This is a genomic window from Aquaspirillum sp., from assembly GCF_055136605.1.
Genome location: NZ_JBSQVP010000011.1, coordinates 15,002 through 34,285, shown reverse-complemented (window position 1 = coordinate 34,285; position 19,284 = coordinate 15,002). Strand labels below are relative to the sequence as shown.

Below are 19,284 nucleotides of genomic sequence, written 5' to 3'. Positions count from 1 at the left end.
AATCGGTTATTTGGTTAAGATAATTTTGTCATTTCGCGTTAAACGAAGGCGATACAGCTCACCGTGATGCTCGATGAGAATCTCTTTTGTTTTCGCAAACAAATGCCGGCTGTCTAACGCCGGTGGCATCGGTGTCGATGGTGCCGGCGGTGTCAGGGCCGATGGCAAAGCTGGGGAAGTGGTGCGTAGTGTATCCATACGTAAATGATAAGCCTTCTCATTTATAAGTCAAGCCCCTTTCTCTATCAGCACAACAAAAGCCCTCTCTGCGGTATGTTAGACTGTTGCTATTTGTCACCCTTCTCAACTTGCCATGCCCAATGTTTTATATGGTATTAGCCAATGTGATAGCGTGAAAAAAGCGCGTCGATGGCTCGATCAACGTGAAATTCCCTATCAGTTCCATGATTTTCGCCGTGACGGTCTCAGCCTTGCTTGCCTACAAAGTTGGTTAGCACAACAGCCTGATTTGTCATTGCTCAATCGCAAGAGCACAACGTGGCGTCAGCTAAGCGCAGAACAACAGGCTTTAGCAGACAACCCTGCCACCCTGCTCGATGTCTTACAACAATACCCAACGCTGATTAAACGTCCGGTGCTACAAACAGCACAACGGATTGAAGTTGGGTTTTCAGAATCTCGTTATCAGGAATGTTTCCCCCATGCACAATGATCCCACTCGCGAACTGACAGAAGCACTGATTCGTCGTCCCTCGGTCACCCCTGAAGATCAGGGTTGTCAAAAATTGATGGCAGAACGACTGGCTGCCATCGGTTTTGATATTGAAATGCTGCGCTTTGCTGACGTCGATAATCTTTGGGCACGCCGTGGCACAGAAGGCCCCTTGCTTTGCTTTGCTGGTCACACGGATGTCGTGCCAACGGGCCCGTTGTCGCAATGGCAGAGCGACCCCTTTGTGCCCACCGTCCGTGATGGAAAACTGTATGGACGTGGTGCAGCGGACATGAAAACCTCACTGGCGGCGTTTGTCACTGCTTGTGAAGTGTTTGTGCAAAAACATCCACAACATCGGGGTTCGATTGCGTTTCTGATTACATCCGATGAAGAGGGTGTTGCGACGCATGGCACCCGCGCCGTGGTAGAAACGCTGGCAGAACGTCATATTGAATTAGATTACTGCATTGTCGGCGAACCGACCTCGGTGCATGTGTTTGGCGACACAGTGAAAAACGGCCGCCGTGGTTCGTTAAATGGGCATCTGATTGTTAAGGGTATTCAAGGCCATATTGCCTATCCACATTTAGCAAAAAATCCGATTCATCTGGTTGCCCCTGCTATCGCTGAGTTGTGTGCTATTGAATGGGATCAAGGCAATGCCTACTTCCCACCGACCACCTTTCAAATTTCTAACCTCCATTCTGGCACCGGTGCCGTCAACATCATCCCGGGCGAAGCCGAGCTGCGTTTTAATTTTCGGTTCTCAACCGAGCACACCGCCGATGAATTAAAAGCCAAGGTACATGCGGTGTTAGATCACCACCAGCTCGACTATCAGTTAGATTGGAAATTATCTGGTAACCCATTCTTAACCGAACCGGCTGCATTAACCGATGCCGTCTGTGCAGCGATTCATGATGTCACGGGTGTAGAAGCCCAGCTCTCTACCACCGGTGGCACCTCGGATGGGCGCTTTATCAAAGATATTTGTCGTGAAGTGGTCGAGTTTGGCCCGATTAACGAGAGCATCCATAAAATCAACGAACACGTTGCCATCGAAGATATTCCACGTTTATCGGCGGTCTATCGGCGAGTGATGGAACGCTTGTTAGCTTAAGGAAAGAACGCCCATGTTATGTCGTTATTTACCACTGCTCTTACCGTTGGCCTGCGGTATGGTGAGCCACACAGCATGGGCTGTCAGTTGTGACAACAGCGGGCTGAAAAATCGGCTGTTGTTACAACTCGAACCCACCGTGATTGAAGTCAATCACAGCCTAGACTATGCCGGTATTCAGCAAGAATCTGGTATCAAACCACTACAAGGGATGCCGAATGCCTTTGTCGGTGGCTTTACCAAAACGTCGGTCTCGACCAGCTTTGATATGAATTTTCACGCCAAGCCCACTGTGGATGGCCGGCTGTGTGTCGCAGGCACGGTGAAATTAACCTTCAGCCAACCCAAGGCGGTGGTGTATATGCCGAAAGATGCGCCAGCCAATAGTTGTTTGTATCAGGTGACTTACACCCATGAAATGCAGCATGTCGCGATTTTTCAACGTGGCCTGCGGCGGGTATTACAAACCGAAGGGCAAGCACTGCGCCATGAAATCGAACACCTGCCAGTTGGGGTATATGCAAATGAAGACGCCGCCAAGAAAGTCCTGACGGCGCGTTTAGAAATCTGGCAAAAACGGATGCAAACAGCGATTGCCAGTATTGAACGTGACCAAGGGCAAATTGACACGGTGGAAAACTATCGCCGTGAAGGCGAGAAAGTCGGGCGCTGCCAACAACGGCGACAGGCCCCTAATGCCACGGCTAACGGGCAATAAAGCCTTGTAGTTTGCTTTCGATAATCCGCGGGTTCTCACCGTTACAAATCGAGATCAACCCTTCGACCATCATGTCTTTTGCCACCACCTGTGCCGCAATCAGGGTTTTCAGTTTGTTGGCAACGGGTAAGAAAAATAAGTTGGCAGAACCCACACCATAGACCGTTGCCACAAACGCCACAGCAATACCACTCCCTAATTTTGATGGATCACTTAAGTTTTCCATCACATGAATCAACCCCAACACCGCACCAATAATACCAATCGTCGGGGCATATCCACCGGCGGCTTCCCAAATTTTAGCTGCTTGCTTTTTTTGATTTTCATAAGCGGTGATTTCAAGATCGAGAGCTGCGCGCAAGATATCGGGTTCTGCCCCATCGACTAACATCTGGAGGCCTTTTTTAGTAAAAGGGTCTTTCACCCCGCCTACATTGTCTTCTAGTGCTAATAAGCCATTCTTTCGCGCAATTTGGCTCCAGTGAATCACATCACGAATCACCCGTTTTTCGTCTAATTCCGGCGGGCTGAACACCCATCCCAACAACTTCAAACCAGCAGTAAATTGCGATACTGTCGATTGCAACATCACTGCGCCGACCGTACCCCCAATCACAATCAAAAACGCAGTAATCTGTAGCAGGGATGAGATATGCCCACCTTCTAACACCTGCCCCAGCAAGATCGCGCTAATCCCGATGATAATGCCGAAAATACTGATTAAATCCATCCCTGCTGACTCCTTTGATACAGCGATCAAGAACGATACATCGCCTGTATTACCTTCATCTGTGTTTATAACCACACTTTGAGTTTGCTACGCAAACGAGACACCGCTTGGGTATGAAGTTGACACACCCGAGATTCGGTTACCCCCAATACTTCGCCAATTTCTCGCAAATTGAGCTCTTGTTCGTAATACAAACTCATCACCATCTGATCACGTTCTGGCAGGGTTTTAATCGCTTCCACCAAGGCAGAGCGAAATTGATCTTCCCCTAAAATATCAATGGGATTGACTTGGCCTTCATCGCGCAACATCTCTGCAGGATGTGAGGATTCTTCTCTGTCGGTCGCAAAGTCCTCGAAATACACAATTTGATGGCCTTTACATTCAAACAAAGCTTGTTGGTAGCTTTCTAGATCCATCTCAAGGAAAGCCGCAATTTCTGATTCCTGTGCACTGCGTCCCAACTGATTTTCCAGCCGAAAAATGGCCTCTTCAATTTGCTTTGCCTGCTTGCGTGCTTGGCGAGGTAGCCAATCGAGGCGGCGCAATTCGTCTAACATCGCCCCACGAATCCGCTGGGTGGCAAAGGTTTCGAATAATACCCCCTGCTGAGGGTCAAATTGTCGGGCCGCTTCCATCAAACCAATAAGGCCAACTTGAATCAAATCATCAATTTCAACGCTGGCGGGTAAACGGCTCATCATTTGGTAAGCAATACGTTTCACCAATCCGGTATGCCGCGAGACATCCTCAGCGACAGGCTCTTGATCTGTTTGATAAGCAAGATGTTTTGGGATACGGGACATAGAGAGAAAAAGTAAGAGGATTTAAGGGTGGGGGTTGTCTGCGGTCACCGCTTCTTGCAGATGACGTACAGTTTCTAACCAACGCGCAAACAGGGTATCACCTTCTGTCGGTGTACGACCGGCCCACAACGGCAATGCACGCGCAAGTTGAGTGCAGGCAATCGCCCCTTCACTTTTCGGAAACGCCAAAGTGGCGGCAGTCTTCATCACTAAAGCGCGCCGCAAGTGATAGTCTTCGGGAATAAAACCGACCCAACGCAGCGAGACATTTAAATATTCACTGGCAGCGTAGGTGAGACGGCGAAAGATATGCTGTGCATCTTCCAGCGATTCAGCATGGTTAATCAACACATTAAAGGCTCGGCGACCAAACTCACCCGATAGTTGTTTGATGATGCCATAGGCTTCAGTCAACGATTTTGCCTCTGGCGTTAACACTAAAATCAGATGATCTGCAATGGCACTCAAGGCAGGTTCTTGTCGCGGCGGCAAAGCATCAATCAAAATCCATTCCGAGTCGCGCAAGCGTGAAGAAAACTCTTGTGACAAACGGTGGGCCAAACCAGTATGCAGATTGGCGAGGGTAAAAGGCCGGACGTACAAGTTCAACAACTCAGCACCGGAACTTAAACTGACAATCGCATCTTCTAATGCCCCTTGATAGCCGATGACTTCATCAAGATGGCGGGCATGATTGACTTTGAGACGGCGCGCTTGCCCCATATCTGCATGGGCATCCAATATCATGACCCGATGTCCATCCGATGCCAACACAGCCGCAAACTCGGCGACCACAGTGCTTACACCACTGCCTTGATCGCCAATAAAGGCAAAACTACACGGTTTGCGCCCTGCTGATAACAGGCGCCGTAAACTCGCTGCTTGATCGTCCATCCCCATACTCATGACCAACTCGCTTGTGCCGCTTGAACCAGTTGATATTCGTCCCGTTTCAAGCTGTAGGGCCCGGGTTCTCGCGTGGCTTTAAAAGCACGATCCACCAAAAATTGAGCATTCGGTAGATGCAAATCTTCAGGCACACGTTGGCCATTTGTCACGTAGTACACCGGCAAGCGGTGTCGAATTAAGGTATCTAAGCTAGGACCAGCCGATACAGCTTCATCCAGTTTAGAAATGATACAACCGGCCAAACCATTGCCACGATAGCGACGGACCACGTCTTCTAACGTATGACCATCAGAGTTAGCCGCCAGCACTAAAATACGCGAAATGGTTTTACCACCGTGGCCAACTGAGTTAGCAAACATCTCGATTTGACCATTCACACGGCTATCACGCTGCCCCATGCCAACAGAATCAATCAGCACCACATGATGCTTGCTACCCAAATCGGCCAAGGTCAGATTGAGATCTGCTTCATTTTGTACCGAATAGACAGAGACACCTAAAATTTTGCCATATAAACGCAGCTGATCCTGAGCGCCAATACGATAGCTGTCGGTCGTGATTAAAGCGACCCGATCTGCGCCGTGTCGAATCGTACAACGCGCAGCCAGCTTCGCTACAGTCGTGGTTTTGCCAACGCCAGTGGGCCCGACTAAGGCATACAAGCCGCCTTTCGCAACCACATCCTCTTGTTCGGGAATGGTCAACACATTGTGTGCTAAGGCAGACTTCGCCCACTTTAGGGCTGCTTCATCACTAAATTGGGTGGGTAACTTGGCGACAAGCTGCCGACACAGCGCTGGGCTCATCCCTGCCGCCAAGAGCTGCCGAAATAATTCAGCTTGTACTGGCTCATGGTTCTCGAAATTCGCCCATGCCAAACTCGCTAACTGCCCCTGTAAAATGCTACGCAGGGTTTTGATTTCTTCATTCAGAAGATCCAGTTTCTCTAATGCAGGATCAGGTTCTTCCTTGCGTTCAAGCAACTCACTGTCAGTTTCCGGTGCCCGCAAATGATTAGGTATCACCGATTGGCTGTCTTTTTGTTGCGCCAACGCCGTCGTCGCTGGATCGGCAAAATGTCCAGATGGGGCAATTTCCGCTGCGGCTCGTTCTTCATAACGACCAATCACCGACTCACGGAATGGCACGGCCTTAGGCGGTGCTTCTTCCTCTGGCTCAGCTGTTTCAGAGGGGCTTTCGTCAGTCTCTACCTCGGCAACTCCAGCTTTCGCAACAGCCGATGTGAGTTCAGCGTTTGGGGAAGGATTGTCTGGTTGAAATGCAGCAGGCGTGACCAAAGGCCGCGCCGCAGGGGGAATATGTTCTGGTTCATCAAGCGGTTCAACAGGGACAGCATAGGTTCGCGCCAAAGCGTGTCCCATCACCGCACTGTTTAATGGTTTGGCTTGTGCTGTGGCGGGGGTGGCTAGACCGCTACCCGTAAAGGCAGCTAAGCTCTCGGCCGCTTCTGGTGCATGTCGATTGACTGCCGCTGTTGCCAAAGACTGTGCCAAAGCGCTGACATCGCCATCGGCTACCGCCATAATTTCTATTCCACCCGAGGCAAGGGGGCGATTCGATAGAATCAGGGCATCTGCGCCGAGTTCTTCCCGCACTTGACGCAGGGCATCGCGGGTCGTGCGTCCAAAGTATTTTTTTACCAACATGATGAATTATCCCCTGCCGCCAACAACTGCAATGATCCGGATGGTTTTGTTATCAGGGATTTCATTGTGTGCCAAAACTGCCAACTGCGGCAGGGCACGGCGTAAGAATTTTGACAATAAAGGCCGTAGGGCTGTCGGTGTTAACAACACAGGATTGTGCCCTTGTTGTTCCACACGCTCAGCCTCTTGTGATGCCGACTGTAATAAACTTTCTGCCAAGCCCGGTTCTAATCCACCACCGGCTTTGCTCTGTACTGCGGACAGCAAAATACTTTCCAGTTGAGGGTCGAGTGTCATCACGGGCAGCTCTTGGATACCCGGGAACAGCTGATGCACGATAGCACGCGACAACGAGACCCGCACCACAGCAGTGAGATCATCAATATCTTGTGTCATCGATACATGGTCAGACAGGGTTTCGATAATGCTGCGAATGTCACGAATGTGCATCCCTTCCGAGAGCAAATTCTGTAGCACTTTTTGCAAGGTACTGATCGACACTACTTTTGGTACCAAATCTTCCACCAGTTTCGGGGCCTCTTTGGACAGATGGTCGAGCAAGGCCTGTACCTCTTCGCGTCCCAGCAATTCAGAGGAGTGTGTTTGTAAAATATTGGAAATATGTGTTGCCACCACCGTACTGGCATCCACGACGGTGTAACCAAGGGATTGTGCTAAATCGCGATTGGATGACTCGATCCATACCGCCGGTAAACCGAAAGCTGGATCGGTGGTCGGTGTACCCGGCACTTGGCCCAACACGCGCCCGGGGTTAATGGCTAAAAACTGACCGATATAAGCTTCACCCGCGCCAATCTCCACCCCTCTGAGCAAAATACGATAGGCATTCGGCCGAATTTCTAGGTTGTCACGAATATGCACCGCCGGCACCAAGAAGCCGACTTCTTGCGCGATTTTCTTACGAATCCCACGTACCCGCCGCAACAGCTCGCCATCTTGTGAGCGATCCACCAACGGAATCAAACGGTAGCCCACTTCCAAACCGACCGGATCGACGGGTTGAACATCGTTCCAACTGACCTCGGCCAAAGGCGCTTCCATCACCTCTTCCAAAGCAGTGTCGGTTTCGACTTGTTGTTCCTTCTGTTTCTTGCGTTGTTCTAACCAATAGGCCAAGCCACCCAAACTCGCCGCGATCAGCAAGAAAGCCACGTGCGGCATATTAGGAATAATCCCCACCAGACCAATCACCCCAGCCGTCATATACAAGACACTCGGCTGCATAAAAAGTTGGCCAACCATCTGCTCAGAGATGTCTTTTTCCGTACCAACACGGCTGACCACAATACCCGCAGCCGTCGAAATAATCAGGGCTGGAATTTGCGCCACCAAACCATCACCAATGGTCAACAGGGTGTAAACGTGAGCCGCTTCGCCAACAGGTAAATCATGTTGGGCCACCCCAACAATCAAGCCACCGACAATGTTGATCAACATAATCAAGATACCGGCAACCGCATCACCACGCACAAATTTGGACGCACCATCCATCGAACCAAAGAAGTTAGCTTCTTCAGAGATAGTGGAACGGCGGATGCGTGCTTCATCTTCACCAATCAAACCGGCGTTTAAGTCGGCATCAATCGCCATCTGCTTACCGGGCATCGCATCCAAGGTAAAGCGGGCAGACACTTCAGCAATCCGCCCCGCCCCTTTGGTAATCACCACAAAGTTAATGATGGTCAGAATAATGAACACCACAATACCAATCGCAGTATTGCCCCCGATCAGAAAGTGGGCAAAGGCTTCAATCACCTGACCAGCGGCATCGGGGCCGGTATGCCCCTCCAACAAAATCACACGGCTAGAAGCAACGTTCAGCGACAATCGCAACAGCGTTGTCACCAATAACACGCTGGGAAAGGCAGAGAAATCAAGCGGTTTACGAACATTCAAACTCACCATCAATACAATCACCGAGATGGCAATATTGAAAGTGAAAAACATATCGAGCAGAAAAGCCGGCAAAGGCAACACCATCATGCCCAAGATCAATAAGATCAGAATGGGGCCTGAGAGGGTAACAAAATTGAACTGCCTAAGAGAGGCAAGCAGGTTTTCCATTGATATACGCTATGACGACAAAGGGTCTTTAGAAGCCGGATCGAGTTCGGGCGGTACCGGCAGGTTTTCAGGGTAAATCGGTGCAAACCCACCTTGGGCTTGGTATTGCTTCAGTTGGAACACATAAGCCAAAACTTGCGCTGCCGCAGTATAAAGGGCTTGAGGAATTTCTTCTCCTAATTCGGCATGATGATACAGTGCACGCGCAAAAGGTGGGGTCCGCATCAGGGTTATTTTATGTTCTTTTGCCGATTCGATGATTTTCTCGGCTAAACGTAGCGATCCTTTGGCAATGACCTTAGGCGCTCGCATACCTTCTTCGTATTTTAGTGCAACCGCATAGTGAGTTGGGTTCGTCACCACCACGCTGGCGGTTGGAATATCCTGCATCATCCGTTTTCGTGCCGCCTCGCGTTGTAGCTGCCGGATACGGCCTTTAATTTCTGGGCTACCCTCACTCTGTTTATACTCTTGTTTAATTTCTTCTTTGCTCATCCGCAGATTTTTTTGGTAGTTCCATAGCTGAAAAGGCACATCCACTACCACAATCAATAACATCGCACCGACGACAACTAAAAAGGTGTATTCCATCAGGCCAACCAGTGTCGCCATACTGCGTTCAATTGGCAATGTAATCAGATTGAGAATTTCACCTCGTTCTTTCCAAATCACCCATGTTGCCACACCACCGATCACCAAACTTTTCAGAACAGCCTTGCCGCCCTCCAGTGCTGCCGACACTGAAAACATGCGCTTGATACCAGACAAGGGGTTAAGTTTAGAAAATTTGGGTTCAATCGCCTTACCAGAAAAATTCCACCCGCCGATTAAGATGGGCACGGCTGCCGCGATCACAAACAGCGCACCAAGAATGGGAGCTAACGCCAATAAAATATCAAAAGTGGACTGTTTAAGCTCAGCCAGCATACTTTCGCCGTGCAATAAAGTTTTACCGTTAAAAGTAAAACTCCGTTCTAAAATTTGGCCAAGTGTTCGATAAATCTGCGCGCCAGTCATCATCAACATCGCTACCCCTGTCATGGTGACAGCAAATGTTGCTAATTCACGCGAGCGGGGAACCTGCCCTTCTTCACGAGCTTGTTCTAACTTACGCGGGGTAGCGGCTTCGGTTTTTTCCTGATCGCTGTCGTCAGCCATGTGTGTATCTCAGTCAATCGCGCAAAAATGGGGAAAAAACAATCTTTGGTAGCCAATTCTACTAAACTCTTTTGTTTTCTGTTGGTTTGTCTCACCGACAACAAAAATCTCACTGCTCGAAAGCAGGGAAAGACAAAAAGAATTTACAATAATGAGTTTTTGTGAAAGCGAGTCATGCAAACTTATCTGAATCTGATGCAGCATGTTTTACAACATGGCATTGACAAGTCAGATCGTACAGGGACGGGCACACGTTCGGTGTTCGGCTATCAGATGCGCTTTGATTTACAAGCGGGCTTTCCACTTGTTACAACAAAAAAGCTGCACCTACGCTCGATTATTCATGAACTGTTGTGGTTCTTACGCGGTGACACCAACATCCAATACCTGAAAGATAACGGTGTCTCGATTTGGGATGAATGGGCAGACGAAAACGGCGAACTAGGCCCTGTGTACGGTTACCAGTGGCGATCATGGCCAGCGCCTAACGGTCAATCCATTGACCAGATTAGCCAGATTGTCGAACAGATTAAAAGCAATCCTGATTCACGCCGTTTGATCGTATCGGCTTGGAACCCTGCGCTAGTGGATGAAATGGCTTTGCCGCCTTGTCACTGTCTGTTTCAATTCTATGTCGCCAATGGGAAACTATCCTGCCAACTCTATCAGCGTTCCGCCGACATCTTCCTTGGCGTACCGTTTAACATAGCTAGCTATGCGCTATTAACCCACATGATGGCACAAGTGTGTGGCCTGCAAGTGGGCGATTTTGTGCATACGCTAGGTGATGCGCATCTGTACCATAACCATATCGAGCAAGCTAAACTACAACTCAGCCGCGAACCTCGCCCCTTGCCACATCTGCGTTTAAATCCTGAGGTAAAAGATCTCTTTGGCTTCTGTTACGATGATTTCACTATCGAGGGTTATGATCCCCATCCTCACATCAAAGCCGAGGTGGCTGTATGAACACAACACCATCCATTCGATTAGTCGTCGCATGCGCACGCGGTGGTGTGATTGGCCTGAATAACACCTTGCCGTGGCATTTGCCTGCTGACTTGAAGCATTTCAAAGCCATTACAACAGGGAAACCGGTAGTGATGGGTCGTAAAACCTATGAATCGATTGGCCGGCCATTGCCAAACCGTGACAATATTGTGCTAACACGACAAACTGATTGGTACGCCGAGGGTGTTCGTGTCGTCGCCAGTTTAACTGAAGCCCTAACAGTCGCAGCGTCTGCGCCCGAAATTTGCATCATCGGTGGGGGAGAGCTATATCAACAAGCTATTACCGTTGCCACCTGTTTATCTCTGACGGAAATTGATGCTGATTTTGTCGGCGATGCGTACTTTCCTGAAGTGTCTCCCACACACTGGCAAGAAATAAGCCGCGAACGCCATTTCAATGAGGCAGGCCCTTGGCACTACGACTTTGTTGAATATCAACGGCGCTAACCGAAAAAAAATCCCATCAAAAGCGATGGGATTTTCTATATCTAGGCATTAAGGATGCGACGGTGCACCGGCCGAGAGTGTTAAGACTTCATGTCCTGTTTCGGTCACCAAAATCATGTGTTCCCATTGTGCGGACAAACTGCGATCTTTGGTTTCGACCGTCCAACCATCCGATTTAATTTTAATAAAGCGCTTACCTGCGTTAATCATCGGTTCGATGGTAAAAATCATCCCCGGTTTTAACTCGACACCAATGCCCGGACGGCCATAATGCAAAACTTGTGGTTCTTCATGGAAATTTTTACCAATCCCATGCCCACAAAACTCTTGTACTACCGAGTAGCCAGCATTTTCTGCATAGCGTTGGATGGCATAGCCAATATCACCAAGGTGAGCCCCCGGTTTAACGCAATCAATCCCAACCCACATTGCTTCAAATGTTGTTTTCACCAAACGGCGCGCTTGGGGCGTAACATCGCCAACAAGGAACATCCGACTGGTATCACCGTGATAACCGTCTTTAATCACCGTGATATCCAGATTCACAATATCACCGTTTTTCAACGGCTTTTCATTTGGAATACCGTGGCAAATCACCTGATTAACCGATGTACAAATCGATTTTGGATAGGGCGTATGGCCTTCGGGCGCATAGTTTAATGGTGCAGGGATACAACCCTGTTCGTTCACCATATATTCGTGACACAAACGATCGAGTTCGGCGGTGGTGACGCCTACTTTTACAAATGGCGTAATGTAATCTAATACTTCACCCGCTAAACGACCAGCAATACGCATCTTTTCAATGTCTTCAGCGGTTTTCAAATGAATAGTCATGGATTTTTGATAGTCAGGATAGGGAAAGCGCACGATGGTAACAAAAAATACAAAAACGGGCACCCGTTAGGGGAGCCCGTTTTAGATTTCTAACCTTGGCAACGCCATGCGTTGCAAGAAATTAGAAGGAGTGTTTCAGCGCAACACCAACAGCTTGTGGGTTGGAGCCAGCTTTAACAGTCACAGGGTTCACGCCGAAGTTAACAGCGGCCTTGTCTTTGTTGTCGATACGGGTTGCGTAAGCCAACACTTGAGTGCGCTTGGACAGGTCGTAAGTTGCGCCCAACACCCATTGGTTTGCTTTGTATTTGTCTGCATCAGCCAAGCCTTTAGCTTTGCCCAATTGGGTGTAGGAAGCTTTCAGGCCAAATGCACCGAATTGTTGAGCAGCAGCGATGGTCCAGCTGGCTTGATCGTAGTCTTGACCGCCTTTGACATCGTAGTCCAGACGTTCGTAACCAGCGCCCACCATGGTGTCACCGAATTTGTACGACAGTGCCAACGCCCATGCGTCGATGTCGTTGTTAGCCAATGTCTTGGTGTCGTTGTGACGGGTATAAGCCAAACCTGCTTTCAGACCTTCCAATTGGTAGGTCGCAGCCAAAGCGTAGATGGAAGCGTCGGTGCGCTCGTTGCCATCATAAGCACGGGTTTCGTCAGCAGAGTAGCTGGCTTGTACGCCAAAGCCACTGAATTTTGGCGAGAAGTAGATCGCGGTGTTGTTGCGACGGGAACCAGCACGGCCCCAAGTGGTGTTGCCCCAACCGTTATCAGCGGTGGTGTTGGTCATCACGTTCAGACCCACGCCATCGATAGCCAGTTTGTAAGCATCGTCATGACGGCCTAAACGCACATCACCGAAGCCACCAGCCAAACCGATGAAGCTGTTGCGAGTTGCCCAGTTGCTGGAGGAGTTGCTGTCATCAACGTTGATGGCTTGTTCAACTTGCCAGTGAGCTTTCAGACCGTTACCCAGGTCTTCGCTGCCTTTGAAACCGATACGGGAGTTTTCGTTAGCAATACGCATACGACCTTCGTATTGATCTTTGTCAGCAACGTTACCAGCAGCGCCAGTGGCTTTAGCGTGTTCAACGCCAGCACTGATGAAACCGTAGATTTGGACGTCAGCCATAGCGACTGGGGCAACGAAAGCACCGGCTAAAGCAGCAGCGATCAGCTTTTTGTTCATAGAAATGAGCTCCACAGAGTGTGTTGTAGAAACGTGTTGTTGTTTGGCTTCATGCGACGAAAGCGCACCGACTATAACAGAGGGTTTCTATAAAAACGATGAAGTCGGTGTTGCATTTTCGTCCTGCAACGCAGCAATTGTTGTTTTTTTGATACGGTTTAACCCAAAAACTGGTTCGGATAGACCTCATCAATCAGGGTACGACAGTCAATCACCCGCAAATCGTTGTCTTTGGCAAACGACATTAAAAAGGCAAAAACACGCGGGTCGATCTTTTCAAGTTTTTTATCCACCGCCACACAACGCACATTATCCAGCATCAATGGACGCACATAGGGGTGGTAAGACATTTTCTGATCATTACCGAAACTGGCCAAAATACCGGACAAACGCTCGGCCCAATCACTGGGGCGGAAAGTACGGCCATCAGAGGTAATACCTTGGATGATAACTTCGTAAGGATTGCAGATCATGGCGAATGGTGTGTCTCTTAGGATGCCAAAAAGGCTTTGTTATTCAGCATGGAAGCGCCGCAAGGTAAGGGGCTTCTGAGGTCGTATTCTACCGCAAAATGATGGTGCTTAGATTCGTCTAAATGGGGGGAGTGCAGCCAATAACTGACGGCCATACGCTTGTTTTAATAACCGATTATCCAAAATAGATACTCGTCCATAATCTCGTTCGGTACGAATCAAACGTCCTACCGCTTGCACCAATTTGATCGACGCTTCTGGCACACTGATTTCTAAAAACGGATTCCCCCCACGGGCCGTGATCCATTGCGCTAAGGTTTGTCCAACAGGATCATCCGGCATCGCAAATGGCAATTTGGCAATAATCACATGCACACACTGCTCGCCGGGTAGATCAAGCCCTTCGGCAAACGAATCTAAACCAAAAATCACACTGGCTTGTCCAGTGGCAATACGCTGTTGATGTTGTGCCAACAACACCGCCTTAGGTAACTCGCCTTGCACCAAGAGCAAGTCACGCCAAGGAGTAGGTAAACCCGCAGCAACGTCTAACATCTGTCGCCGTGAAGAAAACAGCACCAAACTCCCCACGGCTTCTGCGGTATCAATTAAAGTCGGTAATACGCTGATGATTTCTGCCGTATGTGCGGCACTATCGCGTGGATTCGCCTGCATTGGCGGTAGATACAGCTCGCCCTGCTGTGCAAAATCAAAAGGCGAAGGCAGCGCCACACAACGCACATCGTCTAACCACCCCAAGCCAGTTTGCTGCAGCAATAAATCAAACTTACCCAATGAACGCAGGGTTGCCGAAGTCAACACCGCCGCCGAGACTTTTTGCCACAGGGTTTGACTTAAGGCACTCGCAGCAGAAATGGGCGAAGCAGAAATCATAAAATCCACTTTTTTTGCCTCGCGTTTTTGTGTTATCCATTTTGCAATCGGCGGGGTCGGCGGCTCGACGTGTTGTGCCATGTGCTGCCACACAGCAGCCATACGCTCATGTTGCCCCATTACCATACCCAGTTCACTGCTGTAGTGATCAATCGTCACCTCATCATCAGGGTGTTGTTTGCGTACTTCCAACAAAGCCTCGCCACAGGTCGTGAGCTGCTTCATCAGACTGGCGCTCATCAACGCCATATTGCCAGCCACCAAAGCCAAACCATCTGGCAAAACACCTTGTTCAAATAACCACGGCGCTGGATTGTCTGTCTCAGTAAATCGAGGTTCGTTTTGCAAGATGGCATGTAATTGACTTAATTCATCATGCAAGGCTTGCATGGTGTCTTGCGTTAACAGTACCGGCTCCGCTGATGGTAAAAAACCCACATAACGATTCAACAGCTCTGTGGTTTTCTTAAGCCAAGATTGTGCTTGTAACAGGCTATGTTCAGCAGCAAATTGACCAACCGCCTTCTTGGCCAAATGATGGGCTTCATCAATGCAGTACAAACTTTGATTGGGTGCAGGCAACACCACCCCACCGCCCATGCTGGCATCAGCCAATAGCAAATCATGGTTGGTCACCACCACATCCACTTTTTCTAGCACATCCCGTGCCAGATAAAAGGGACATTGTGGCCGTTGTGGACAGCGGCTTTTCAAACAACCATGACGGTCGTTGGTGATTTTTTGCCACAACCGATCATCAATCACCTCAGGCCAATCATCGCGATCACCTGACCATTGCTGGGCTTGAAATTGTTCTGCAAGCAAGCGCAGTAAGGACAATTCACCTTGTAAAGGCTTGTGATCCCACATGGCAAACTGTCTGTCAAAAGGTGAATCAGCCGCTGCAGTGTCTTGCCCCGTCATTTGATGTAAACGGTAAGGGCAAAGATAGCGTCCTCGCCCTTTGGCTAAGGCATAGGATACGTCTAACTCGCTGTGTTCAATCAGCGTGGGTAAATCACGATTGACCAACTGTTCTTGTAGGGCGATGGTAGCCGAGCTCACAATCAGTTTTTTGCCGCGTGATAACGCCATCACCATACCAGCCAACAAATAAGCCAAACTTTTACCGACGCCAGTTGGGCCTTCGATCACCGCAATATGGCGACCCGAATTGAGTTTATCGGTCACTGCCGTGCTATCGGTTGACGGTTCACGGGCAATGGCAAAAGTGTGGGCAATTTCAGCAAGCATTTGCCGTTGGGCGGCACGCGGGCGAAAGTGGGGGAGTCGTTGCGCCAGCAAACGATAGAGATCTTGCAGCGCTTGTTTTTCAGTATCAGAGAGCATGGCTAAATTGTACTCCAGAGCAACTTACTGTGCGTTGCGGCGTGACCCTCGGCACAGTTCTCGCTAGCATCTTATGTCCTTTTACCCACTTTATTTATACGAACGATGACACCCATCCTCAGCCGTATCCTATTGGTCAGCAGTGATCCTGCTTGGCGCCAACAAACCTTGGCCGGTTTTTCTCAAGTGTTGATGCGTTATGACAATCCTTTTGGCCTCACTTTTTCCAGCGAGGCAAGTGCACAACAAGCACAACACGCCATTGAACAAGATGGTGATATTCAAGCTGTTTTAGTGGATGACAGTTTGCAATCCAGTCACGGTGAGAATGCGGCCACCTTGCTGCGACACCTCACAAGCTATCGTCCTGAGCTATCACTGTATGTCTTGCTAGAACAAGAAGATAGCCCACGCATCGCACATTTCGCTGAACTGGGAATCAGTGGTTATTTTTATCGTGCCGAGCAAGATTATGCCGGATGGTTTCGTATTTTACAGGCAGAAATCGCAGATAAAGCCGCAACCCCCTTTTTTGATCAACTGAAACGCTATGTGGCTTTAGCCAAAGATGCTTGGCACACCCCCGGTCATTCTGGCGGTGATAGCTTACGTTCTAGTCCGTGGGTTGGTGATTTTTTTGATTTTGCTGGCGAGCAGGTGTTACGGGCAGATTTATCTGTGTCAGTCCCGATGCTCGATTCTTTATTGCATCCAGAAGGGGTGATCGCCGAAGCACAGGCCCGCGCTGCTCGGGCTTTTGGGGCAAAACAAACGTATTTTGCAACCAATGGCACATCAACCTCGAATAAAGTCATCTTCCAAAGTCTGTTATCCCCGGGCGATATTTTGTTGTTAGACCGTAACTGCCATAAATCGGTGCATCATGGCGTGATTCTGTCGGGAGCGATGCCCGTTTATTTAGATTCTTCCGTCAACCGCCGCTATGGTGTTTTTGGCCCTGTCCCGAAACACCGGATTTTAGAAGCGATGACAGATTACCCTCAGGCTAAAGTGCTGATTTTAACTTCGTGCACCTACGATGGTTTGCGCTACGACCTCAAGCCCATTATTGCTGCCGCCCATGAGAAAGGGATTAAGGTTTTGGTGGATGAAGCATGGTATGGCCATGCCCGCTTTCATCCTGCCCTACGCCCCACGGCTTTGGAATGTGGGGCTGACTATGCCACTCAATCCACTCATAAAGTGCTGTCAGCGTTTTCCCAAGCCAGCATGATTCATGTCAACGACCCCGACTTCGATCCGCATGTTTTCCGTGAAAACTTCAACATGCACGCTTCAACTAGCCCGCAATACAGTTTGATTGCCAGCTTAGATGTGGCAAGAAAACAAGCTGTCATGGAAGGCTATAAGTTATTACATCGTACCCTGCATTTGGCCGCTGAACTGCGCGAGCAAATCAATGCCACGGGGGTTTTTCGGGTATTGTCTTTAGAAGAATTGTTACCAGAGGAGGTACGGGAAGATGGCATCTTGCTCGACCCTTGCAAGCTGACGCTAGACATTTCCGATTCTGGTTTCTCGGCGGATGAATTACAGGAAGTGTTGTTTGAACGCTTTAATATTCAAATTGAAAAATCCACTTTCAATACAGTCACCCTGTTACTCACACTTGGCACCACTCGCAGCAAAGTCTCACGGCTGCACGATGCCATTGTCCGACTAGCAAAAGAAAAACGACTACCACGGCCACCACTGCGTCTACCGGAAATCCCTCACTTTAGCCGCCTTTTGTGTTTACCACGGGATGCGTTTTATCAGCGTGGTGAGCGAGTGCCGTTATGTGACGAAAATGGCGCGCCAAATCCAGCGTTGGTCGGACAAATTGCCTGCGATCAAATTGTGCCTTACCCACCGGGGATTCCTGTGCTTGTCCCCGGACAAGAGATTACAGCAGACATCATTGCCTATTTAGTTCGGTTAAAAAAAGCCCAAAAACATATCGAAGTACACGGTCTAGACCAAACAACAGGCGAAGAATGTTTGCGAATTTTGCGACAGAAAGCACCCAATCAAGCGGCTATTTAGCATCAGCCTTGCCTAAGCACGCAAATTAGCAGAAGATTCATTCAAGCTGATCTAGCCTGTGTTGGCGAGAGAAGTCAGTTTTTTCTCGCCAACAACGACAGCCCACCCGTTACCACGGGTCTTTTTCTAAACCCTAGACCTAACAAAAAGGGGGAGCAAGCAAAGGTAAAATAGGGTGTCATATCCCTGTTCATGCTTACCTTGAGGCTTCTGATCGAGGCCAATGCTCCCGCGTAAAACTGATGAAAACGCCAAAGCATTACCTCCAATTTACTGACTTCAGCCAAGACGAGTATTTGCATCTGTTCGAACGGGCGCGAATTCTGAAACGCCGTCACTATGATGGTGAACTGTATCGTCCGCTTGTCGGCAAAGTCATGTCGATGATCTTCGAAAAAAACTCGACCCGCACCCGGGTTTCTTTCGAAGCGGGCATGGCCCAACTTGGCGGCCATGCCTTGTTCTTAGATGGCCATACTTCGCAAATTGGACGTGGTGAACCGATTGCTGATACGGCGCGTGTTTTATCGCGCATGTCCGATATCATCATGATCCGCACTTTTGAACAGGCGAATGTCGAACAACTCGCCGCCCATTCTCGGGTTCCTGTTATCAACGGTCTGACCAACGAATACCACCCCTGCCAAGTGTTGGCAGATATTTTCACTTGGGTGGAACAACGTGGCCCAATTGCAGGGAAAACCGTTGCATGGATCGGTGATGGCAATAATATGGCACGCACTTGGGCACAAGCCGCGCGCCTGTTAGGGTTCAAACTGCGTGTCGCGACACCCGAAGGGTATGAGATTAAACCCTTGCCGCATGATATCTACGACAGCAGTTTCTATTACGCTTGTCACGATCCACGCGAAGCAGCGCAGGGTGCAGACATTGTGACCACGGATGTCTTTACCAGCATGGGGTTCGAGGCAGAAAGTGCTGCCCGTGCTGCGGCCTTCGAACAATTCACCGTAACAGCCGAATTGATGGCCTTGGCTCACCCACAAGCGATGTTTATGCATTGCCTGCCCGCCCACCGAGGCGAAGAAGTCAGCGCAGAAGTTATTGATGGCGCACAATCGGTGGTATGGGATGAAGCCGAAAACCGGATGCACGTGCAAAAAGCCGTCATCGAATATCTGTTATTAGGCCGCGTCTCGCGTTAA

The 19,284-nt window shown here is 49.4% G+C and carries 17 protein-coding genes and 1 pseudogene; 7 read left to right on the top strand and 11 right to left on the bottom strand.

Translation table 11 applies throughout. From position 1 onward, the window contains the following. Window positions 1-6 precede the first annotated feature (6 nt). Window positions 7-198, bottom strand: coding sequence for a hemin uptake protein HemP (gene hemP, locus ACTBZS_RS03360; protein ID WP_460429434.1), 192 nt, complete (start codon window positions 196-198; stop codon window positions 7-9). 115 nt (window positions 199-313) lie between these two features. On the opposite strand from hemP, the gene ACTBZS_RS03355 reads away from it, so the two are divergent. Genes ACTBZS_RS03355 through ACTBZS_RS03345 form a run of 3 tightly spaced genes read left to right on the top strand, consistent with a single transcriptional unit; the run spans window position 314 to window position 2,514 of the window. Then, on the top strand, window positions 314-673 hold the full coding sequence (locus tag ACTBZS_RS03355; RefSeq protein ID WP_460429433.1) for a Spx/MgsR family RNA polymerase-binding regulatory protein: 360 nt from the start codon (window positions 314-316) through the stop codon (window positions 671-673). Further along, window positions 663-1,796: a succinyl-diaminopimelate desuccinylase gene (gene dapE / locus ACTBZS_RS03350; protein ID WP_463043273.1), complete on the top strand. Its 1,134-nt coding sequence runs from the start codon at window positions 663-665 to the stop codon at window positions 1,794-1,796. Before ACTBZS_RS03355 ends, dapE begins: the two co-directional genes overlap by 11 nt. Window positions 1,797-1,809: 13 nt before the next feature. Continuing rightward, window positions 1,810-2,514 (top strand): hypothetical protein, encoded by a 705-nt coding sequence (locus ACTBZS_RS03345; protein ID WP_463043271.1) that lies wholly within the window; start codon window positions 1,810-1,812, stop codon window positions 2,512-2,514. Here the strand turns inward: ACTBZS_RS03345 and ACTBZS_RS03340 are convergent. The 6 genes from ACTBZS_RS03340 to flhB all read right to left on the bottom strand — a co-directional run bounded on the left by ACTBZS_RS03340 (window position 2,501) and on the right by flhB (window position 9,869). Beyond that, on the bottom strand, window positions 2,501-3,244 hold the full coding sequence (locus tag ACTBZS_RS03340) for a flagellar motor protein (protein ID WP_460429430.1): 744 nt from the start codon (window positions 3,242-3,244) through the stop codon (window positions 2,501-2,503). The two genes, ACTBZS_RS03345 and ACTBZS_RS03340, sit on opposite strands and share 14 nt — an antisense overlap. 65 nt (window positions 3,245-3,309) lie before the next feature. Next, the gene (locus tag ACTBZS_RS03335; protein WP_463043270.1) at window positions 3,310-4,050 is read right to left on the bottom strand and encodes an RNA polymerase sigma factor FliA; all 741 of its coding nucleotides are present in this window, start codon (window positions 4,048-4,050) and stop codon (window positions 3,310-3,312) included. A gap of 21 nt (window positions 4,051-4,071) precedes the next feature. After that, window positions 4,072-4,956: a MinD/ParA family ATP-binding protein gene (locus ACTBZS_RS03330; RefSeq protein WP_463043269.1), complete on the bottom strand. Its 885-nt coding sequence runs from the start codon at window positions 4,954-4,956 to the stop codon at window positions 4,072-4,074. Then, complete coding sequence (flhF, locus tag ACTBZS_RS03325) at window positions 4,953-6,626, bottom strand: flagellar biosynthesis protein FlhF (RefSeq protein ID WP_463043268.1); 1,674 nt, start codon at window positions 6,624-6,626, stop codon at window positions 4,953-4,955. The genes ACTBZS_RS03330 and flhF overlap by 4 nt, the downstream gene beginning before the upstream one ends. A 6-nt stretch (window positions 6,627-6,632) precedes the next feature. Beyond that, window positions 6,633-8,711: a flagellar biosynthesis protein FlhA gene (gene flhA, locus ACTBZS_RS03320; RefSeq protein WP_463043267.1), complete on the bottom strand. Its 2,079-nt coding sequence runs from the start codon at window positions 8,709-8,711 to the stop codon at window positions 6,633-6,635. Between the two features lie 9 nt (window positions 8,712-8,720). Further along, window positions 8,721-9,869: a flagellar biosynthesis protein FlhB gene (flhB, locus tag ACTBZS_RS03315; protein WP_460429425.1), complete on the bottom strand. Its 1,149-nt coding sequence runs from the start codon at window positions 9,867-9,869 to the stop codon at window positions 8,721-8,723. A gap of 174 nt (window positions 9,870-10,043) precedes the next feature. Between flhB and ACTBZS_RS03310 the strand changes: the two genes are divergently transcribed. Then, complete coding sequence (locus tag ACTBZS_RS03310) at window positions 10,044-10,838, top strand: thymidylate synthase (RefSeq protein ID WP_463043266.1); 795 nt, start codon at window positions 10,044-10,046, stop codon at window positions 10,836-10,838. Beyond that, on the top strand, window positions 10,835-11,329 hold the full coding sequence (locus ACTBZS_RS03305; protein ID WP_463043265.1) for a dihydrofolate reductase: 495 nt from the start codon (window positions 10,835-10,837) through the stop codon (window positions 11,327-11,329). Before ACTBZS_RS03310 ends, ACTBZS_RS03305 begins: the two co-directional genes overlap by 4 nt. Window positions 11,330-11,377: 48 nt before the next feature. Here the strand turns inward: ACTBZS_RS03305 and map are convergent, their stop codons facing one another. From map to dinG, 4 genes and pseudogenes are all read right to left on the bottom strand, one after another. After that, window positions 11,378-12,166 (bottom strand): type I methionyl aminopeptidase, encoded by a 789-nt coding sequence (map, locus tag ACTBZS_RS03300; RefSeq protein ID WP_463043264.1) that lies wholly within the window; start codon window positions 12,164-12,166, stop codon window positions 11,378-11,380. Window positions 12,167-12,287: 121 nt separating this feature from the next. After that, window positions 12,288-13,355, bottom strand: a complete 1,068-nt coding sequence (locus ACTBZS_RS03295; protein ID WP_460429421.1) for a porin — start codon at window positions 13,353-13,355, stop codon at window positions 12,288-12,290. Window positions 13,356-13,540: 185 nt separating this feature from the next. Then, window positions 13,541-13,828 (bottom strand): annotated as a pseudogene (locus ACTBZS_RS03290) (DUF3579 domain-containing protein); the annotation flags it as partial. 108 nt (window positions 13,829-13,936) lie between these two features. Continuing rightward, entirely contained in the window at window positions 13,937-16,072 is a 2,136-nt protein-coding gene (gene dinG / locus ACTBZS_RS03285; protein ID WP_460429420.1) for an ATP-dependent DNA helicase DinG, read from the bottom strand. A 105-nt stretch (window positions 16,073-16,177) separates the two neighbouring features. Between dinG and ACTBZS_RS03280 the strand changes: the two genes are divergently transcribed. After that, entirely contained in the window at window positions 16,178-18,118 is a 1,941-nt protein-coding gene (locus tag ACTBZS_RS03280) for an aminotransferase class I/II-fold pyridoxal phosphate-dependent enzyme (protein WP_460429419.1), read from the top strand. A 242-nt stretch (window positions 18,119-18,360) separates the two neighbouring features. Beyond that, on the top strand, window positions 18,361-19,284 hold the full coding sequence (gene argF / locus ACTBZS_RS03275) for an ornithine carbamoyltransferase (RefSeq protein ID WP_460429418.1): 924 nt from the start codon (window positions 18,361-18,363) through the stop codon (window positions 19,282-19,284).

Bases quoted from the DNA above. Each gene is read 5' to 3' on its own strand.
- ACTBZS_RS03310 (WP_463043266.1), top strand. From the start codon at position 10,044: ATGCAAACTTATCTGAATCTGATGCAGCATGTTTTACAACATGGCATT.
- argF (WP_460429418.1), top strand. From the start codon at position 18,361: ATGAAAACGCCAAAGCATTACCTCCAATTTACTGACTTCAGCCAAGAC.
- flhB (WP_460429425.1), bottom strand. From the start codon at position 9,869: ATGGCTGACGACAGCGATCAGGAAAAAACCGAAGCCGCTACCCCGCGT.
- flhF (WP_463043268.1), bottom strand. From the start codon at position 6,626: ATGTTGGTAAAAAAATACTTTGGACGCACGACCCGCGATGCCCTGCGT.
- flhA (WP_463043267.1), bottom strand. From the start codon at position 8,711: ATGGAAAACCTGCTTGCCTCTCTTAGGCAGTTCAATTTTGTTACCCTC.
- ACTBZS_RS03340 (WP_460429430.1), bottom strand. From the start codon at position 3,244: ATGGATTTAATCAGTATTTTCGGCATTATCATCGGGATTAGCGCGATC.
- hemP (WP_460429434.1), bottom strand. From the start codon at position 198: ATGGATACACTACGCACCACTTCCCCAGCTTTGCCATCGGCCCTGACA.
- ACTBZS_RS03330 (WP_463043269.1), bottom strand. From the start codon at position 4,956: ATGAGTATGGGGATGGACGATCAAGCAGCGAGTTTACGGCGCCTGTTA.
- ACTBZS_RS03280 (WP_460429419.1), top strand. From the start codon at position 16,178: ATGACACCCATCCTCAGCCGTATCCTATTGGTCAGCAGTGATCCTGCT.
- ACTBZS_RS03335 (WP_463043270.1), bottom strand. From the start codon at position 4,050: ATGTCCCGTATCCCAAAACATCTTGCTTATCAAACAGATCAAGAGCCT.
- ACTBZS_RS03345 (WP_463043271.1), top strand. From the start codon at position 1,810: ATGTTATGTCGTTATTTACCACTGCTCTTACCGTTGGCCTGCGGTATG.
- map (WP_463043264.1), bottom strand. From the start codon at position 12,166: ATGACTATTCATTTGAAAACCGCTGAAGACATTGAAAAGATGCGTATT.
- ACTBZS_RS03305 (WP_463043265.1), top strand. From the start codon at position 10,835: ATGAACACAACACCATCCATTCGATTAGTCGTCGCATGCGCACGCGGT.
- dinG (WP_460429420.1), bottom strand. From the start codon at position 16,072: ATGCTCTCTGATACTGAAAAACAAGCGCTGCAAGATCTCTATCGTTTG.
- ACTBZS_RS03295 (WP_460429421.1), bottom strand. From the start codon at position 13,355: ATGAACAAAAAGCTGATCGCTGCTGCTTTAGCCGGTGCTTTCGTTGCC.
- ACTBZS_RS03355 (WP_460429433.1), top strand. From the start codon at position 314: ATGCCCAATGTTTTATATGGTATTAGCCAATGTGATAGCGTGAAAAAA.
- dapE (WP_463043273.1), top strand. From the start codon at position 663: ATGCACAATGATCCCACTCGCGAACTGACAGAAGCACTGATTCGTCGT.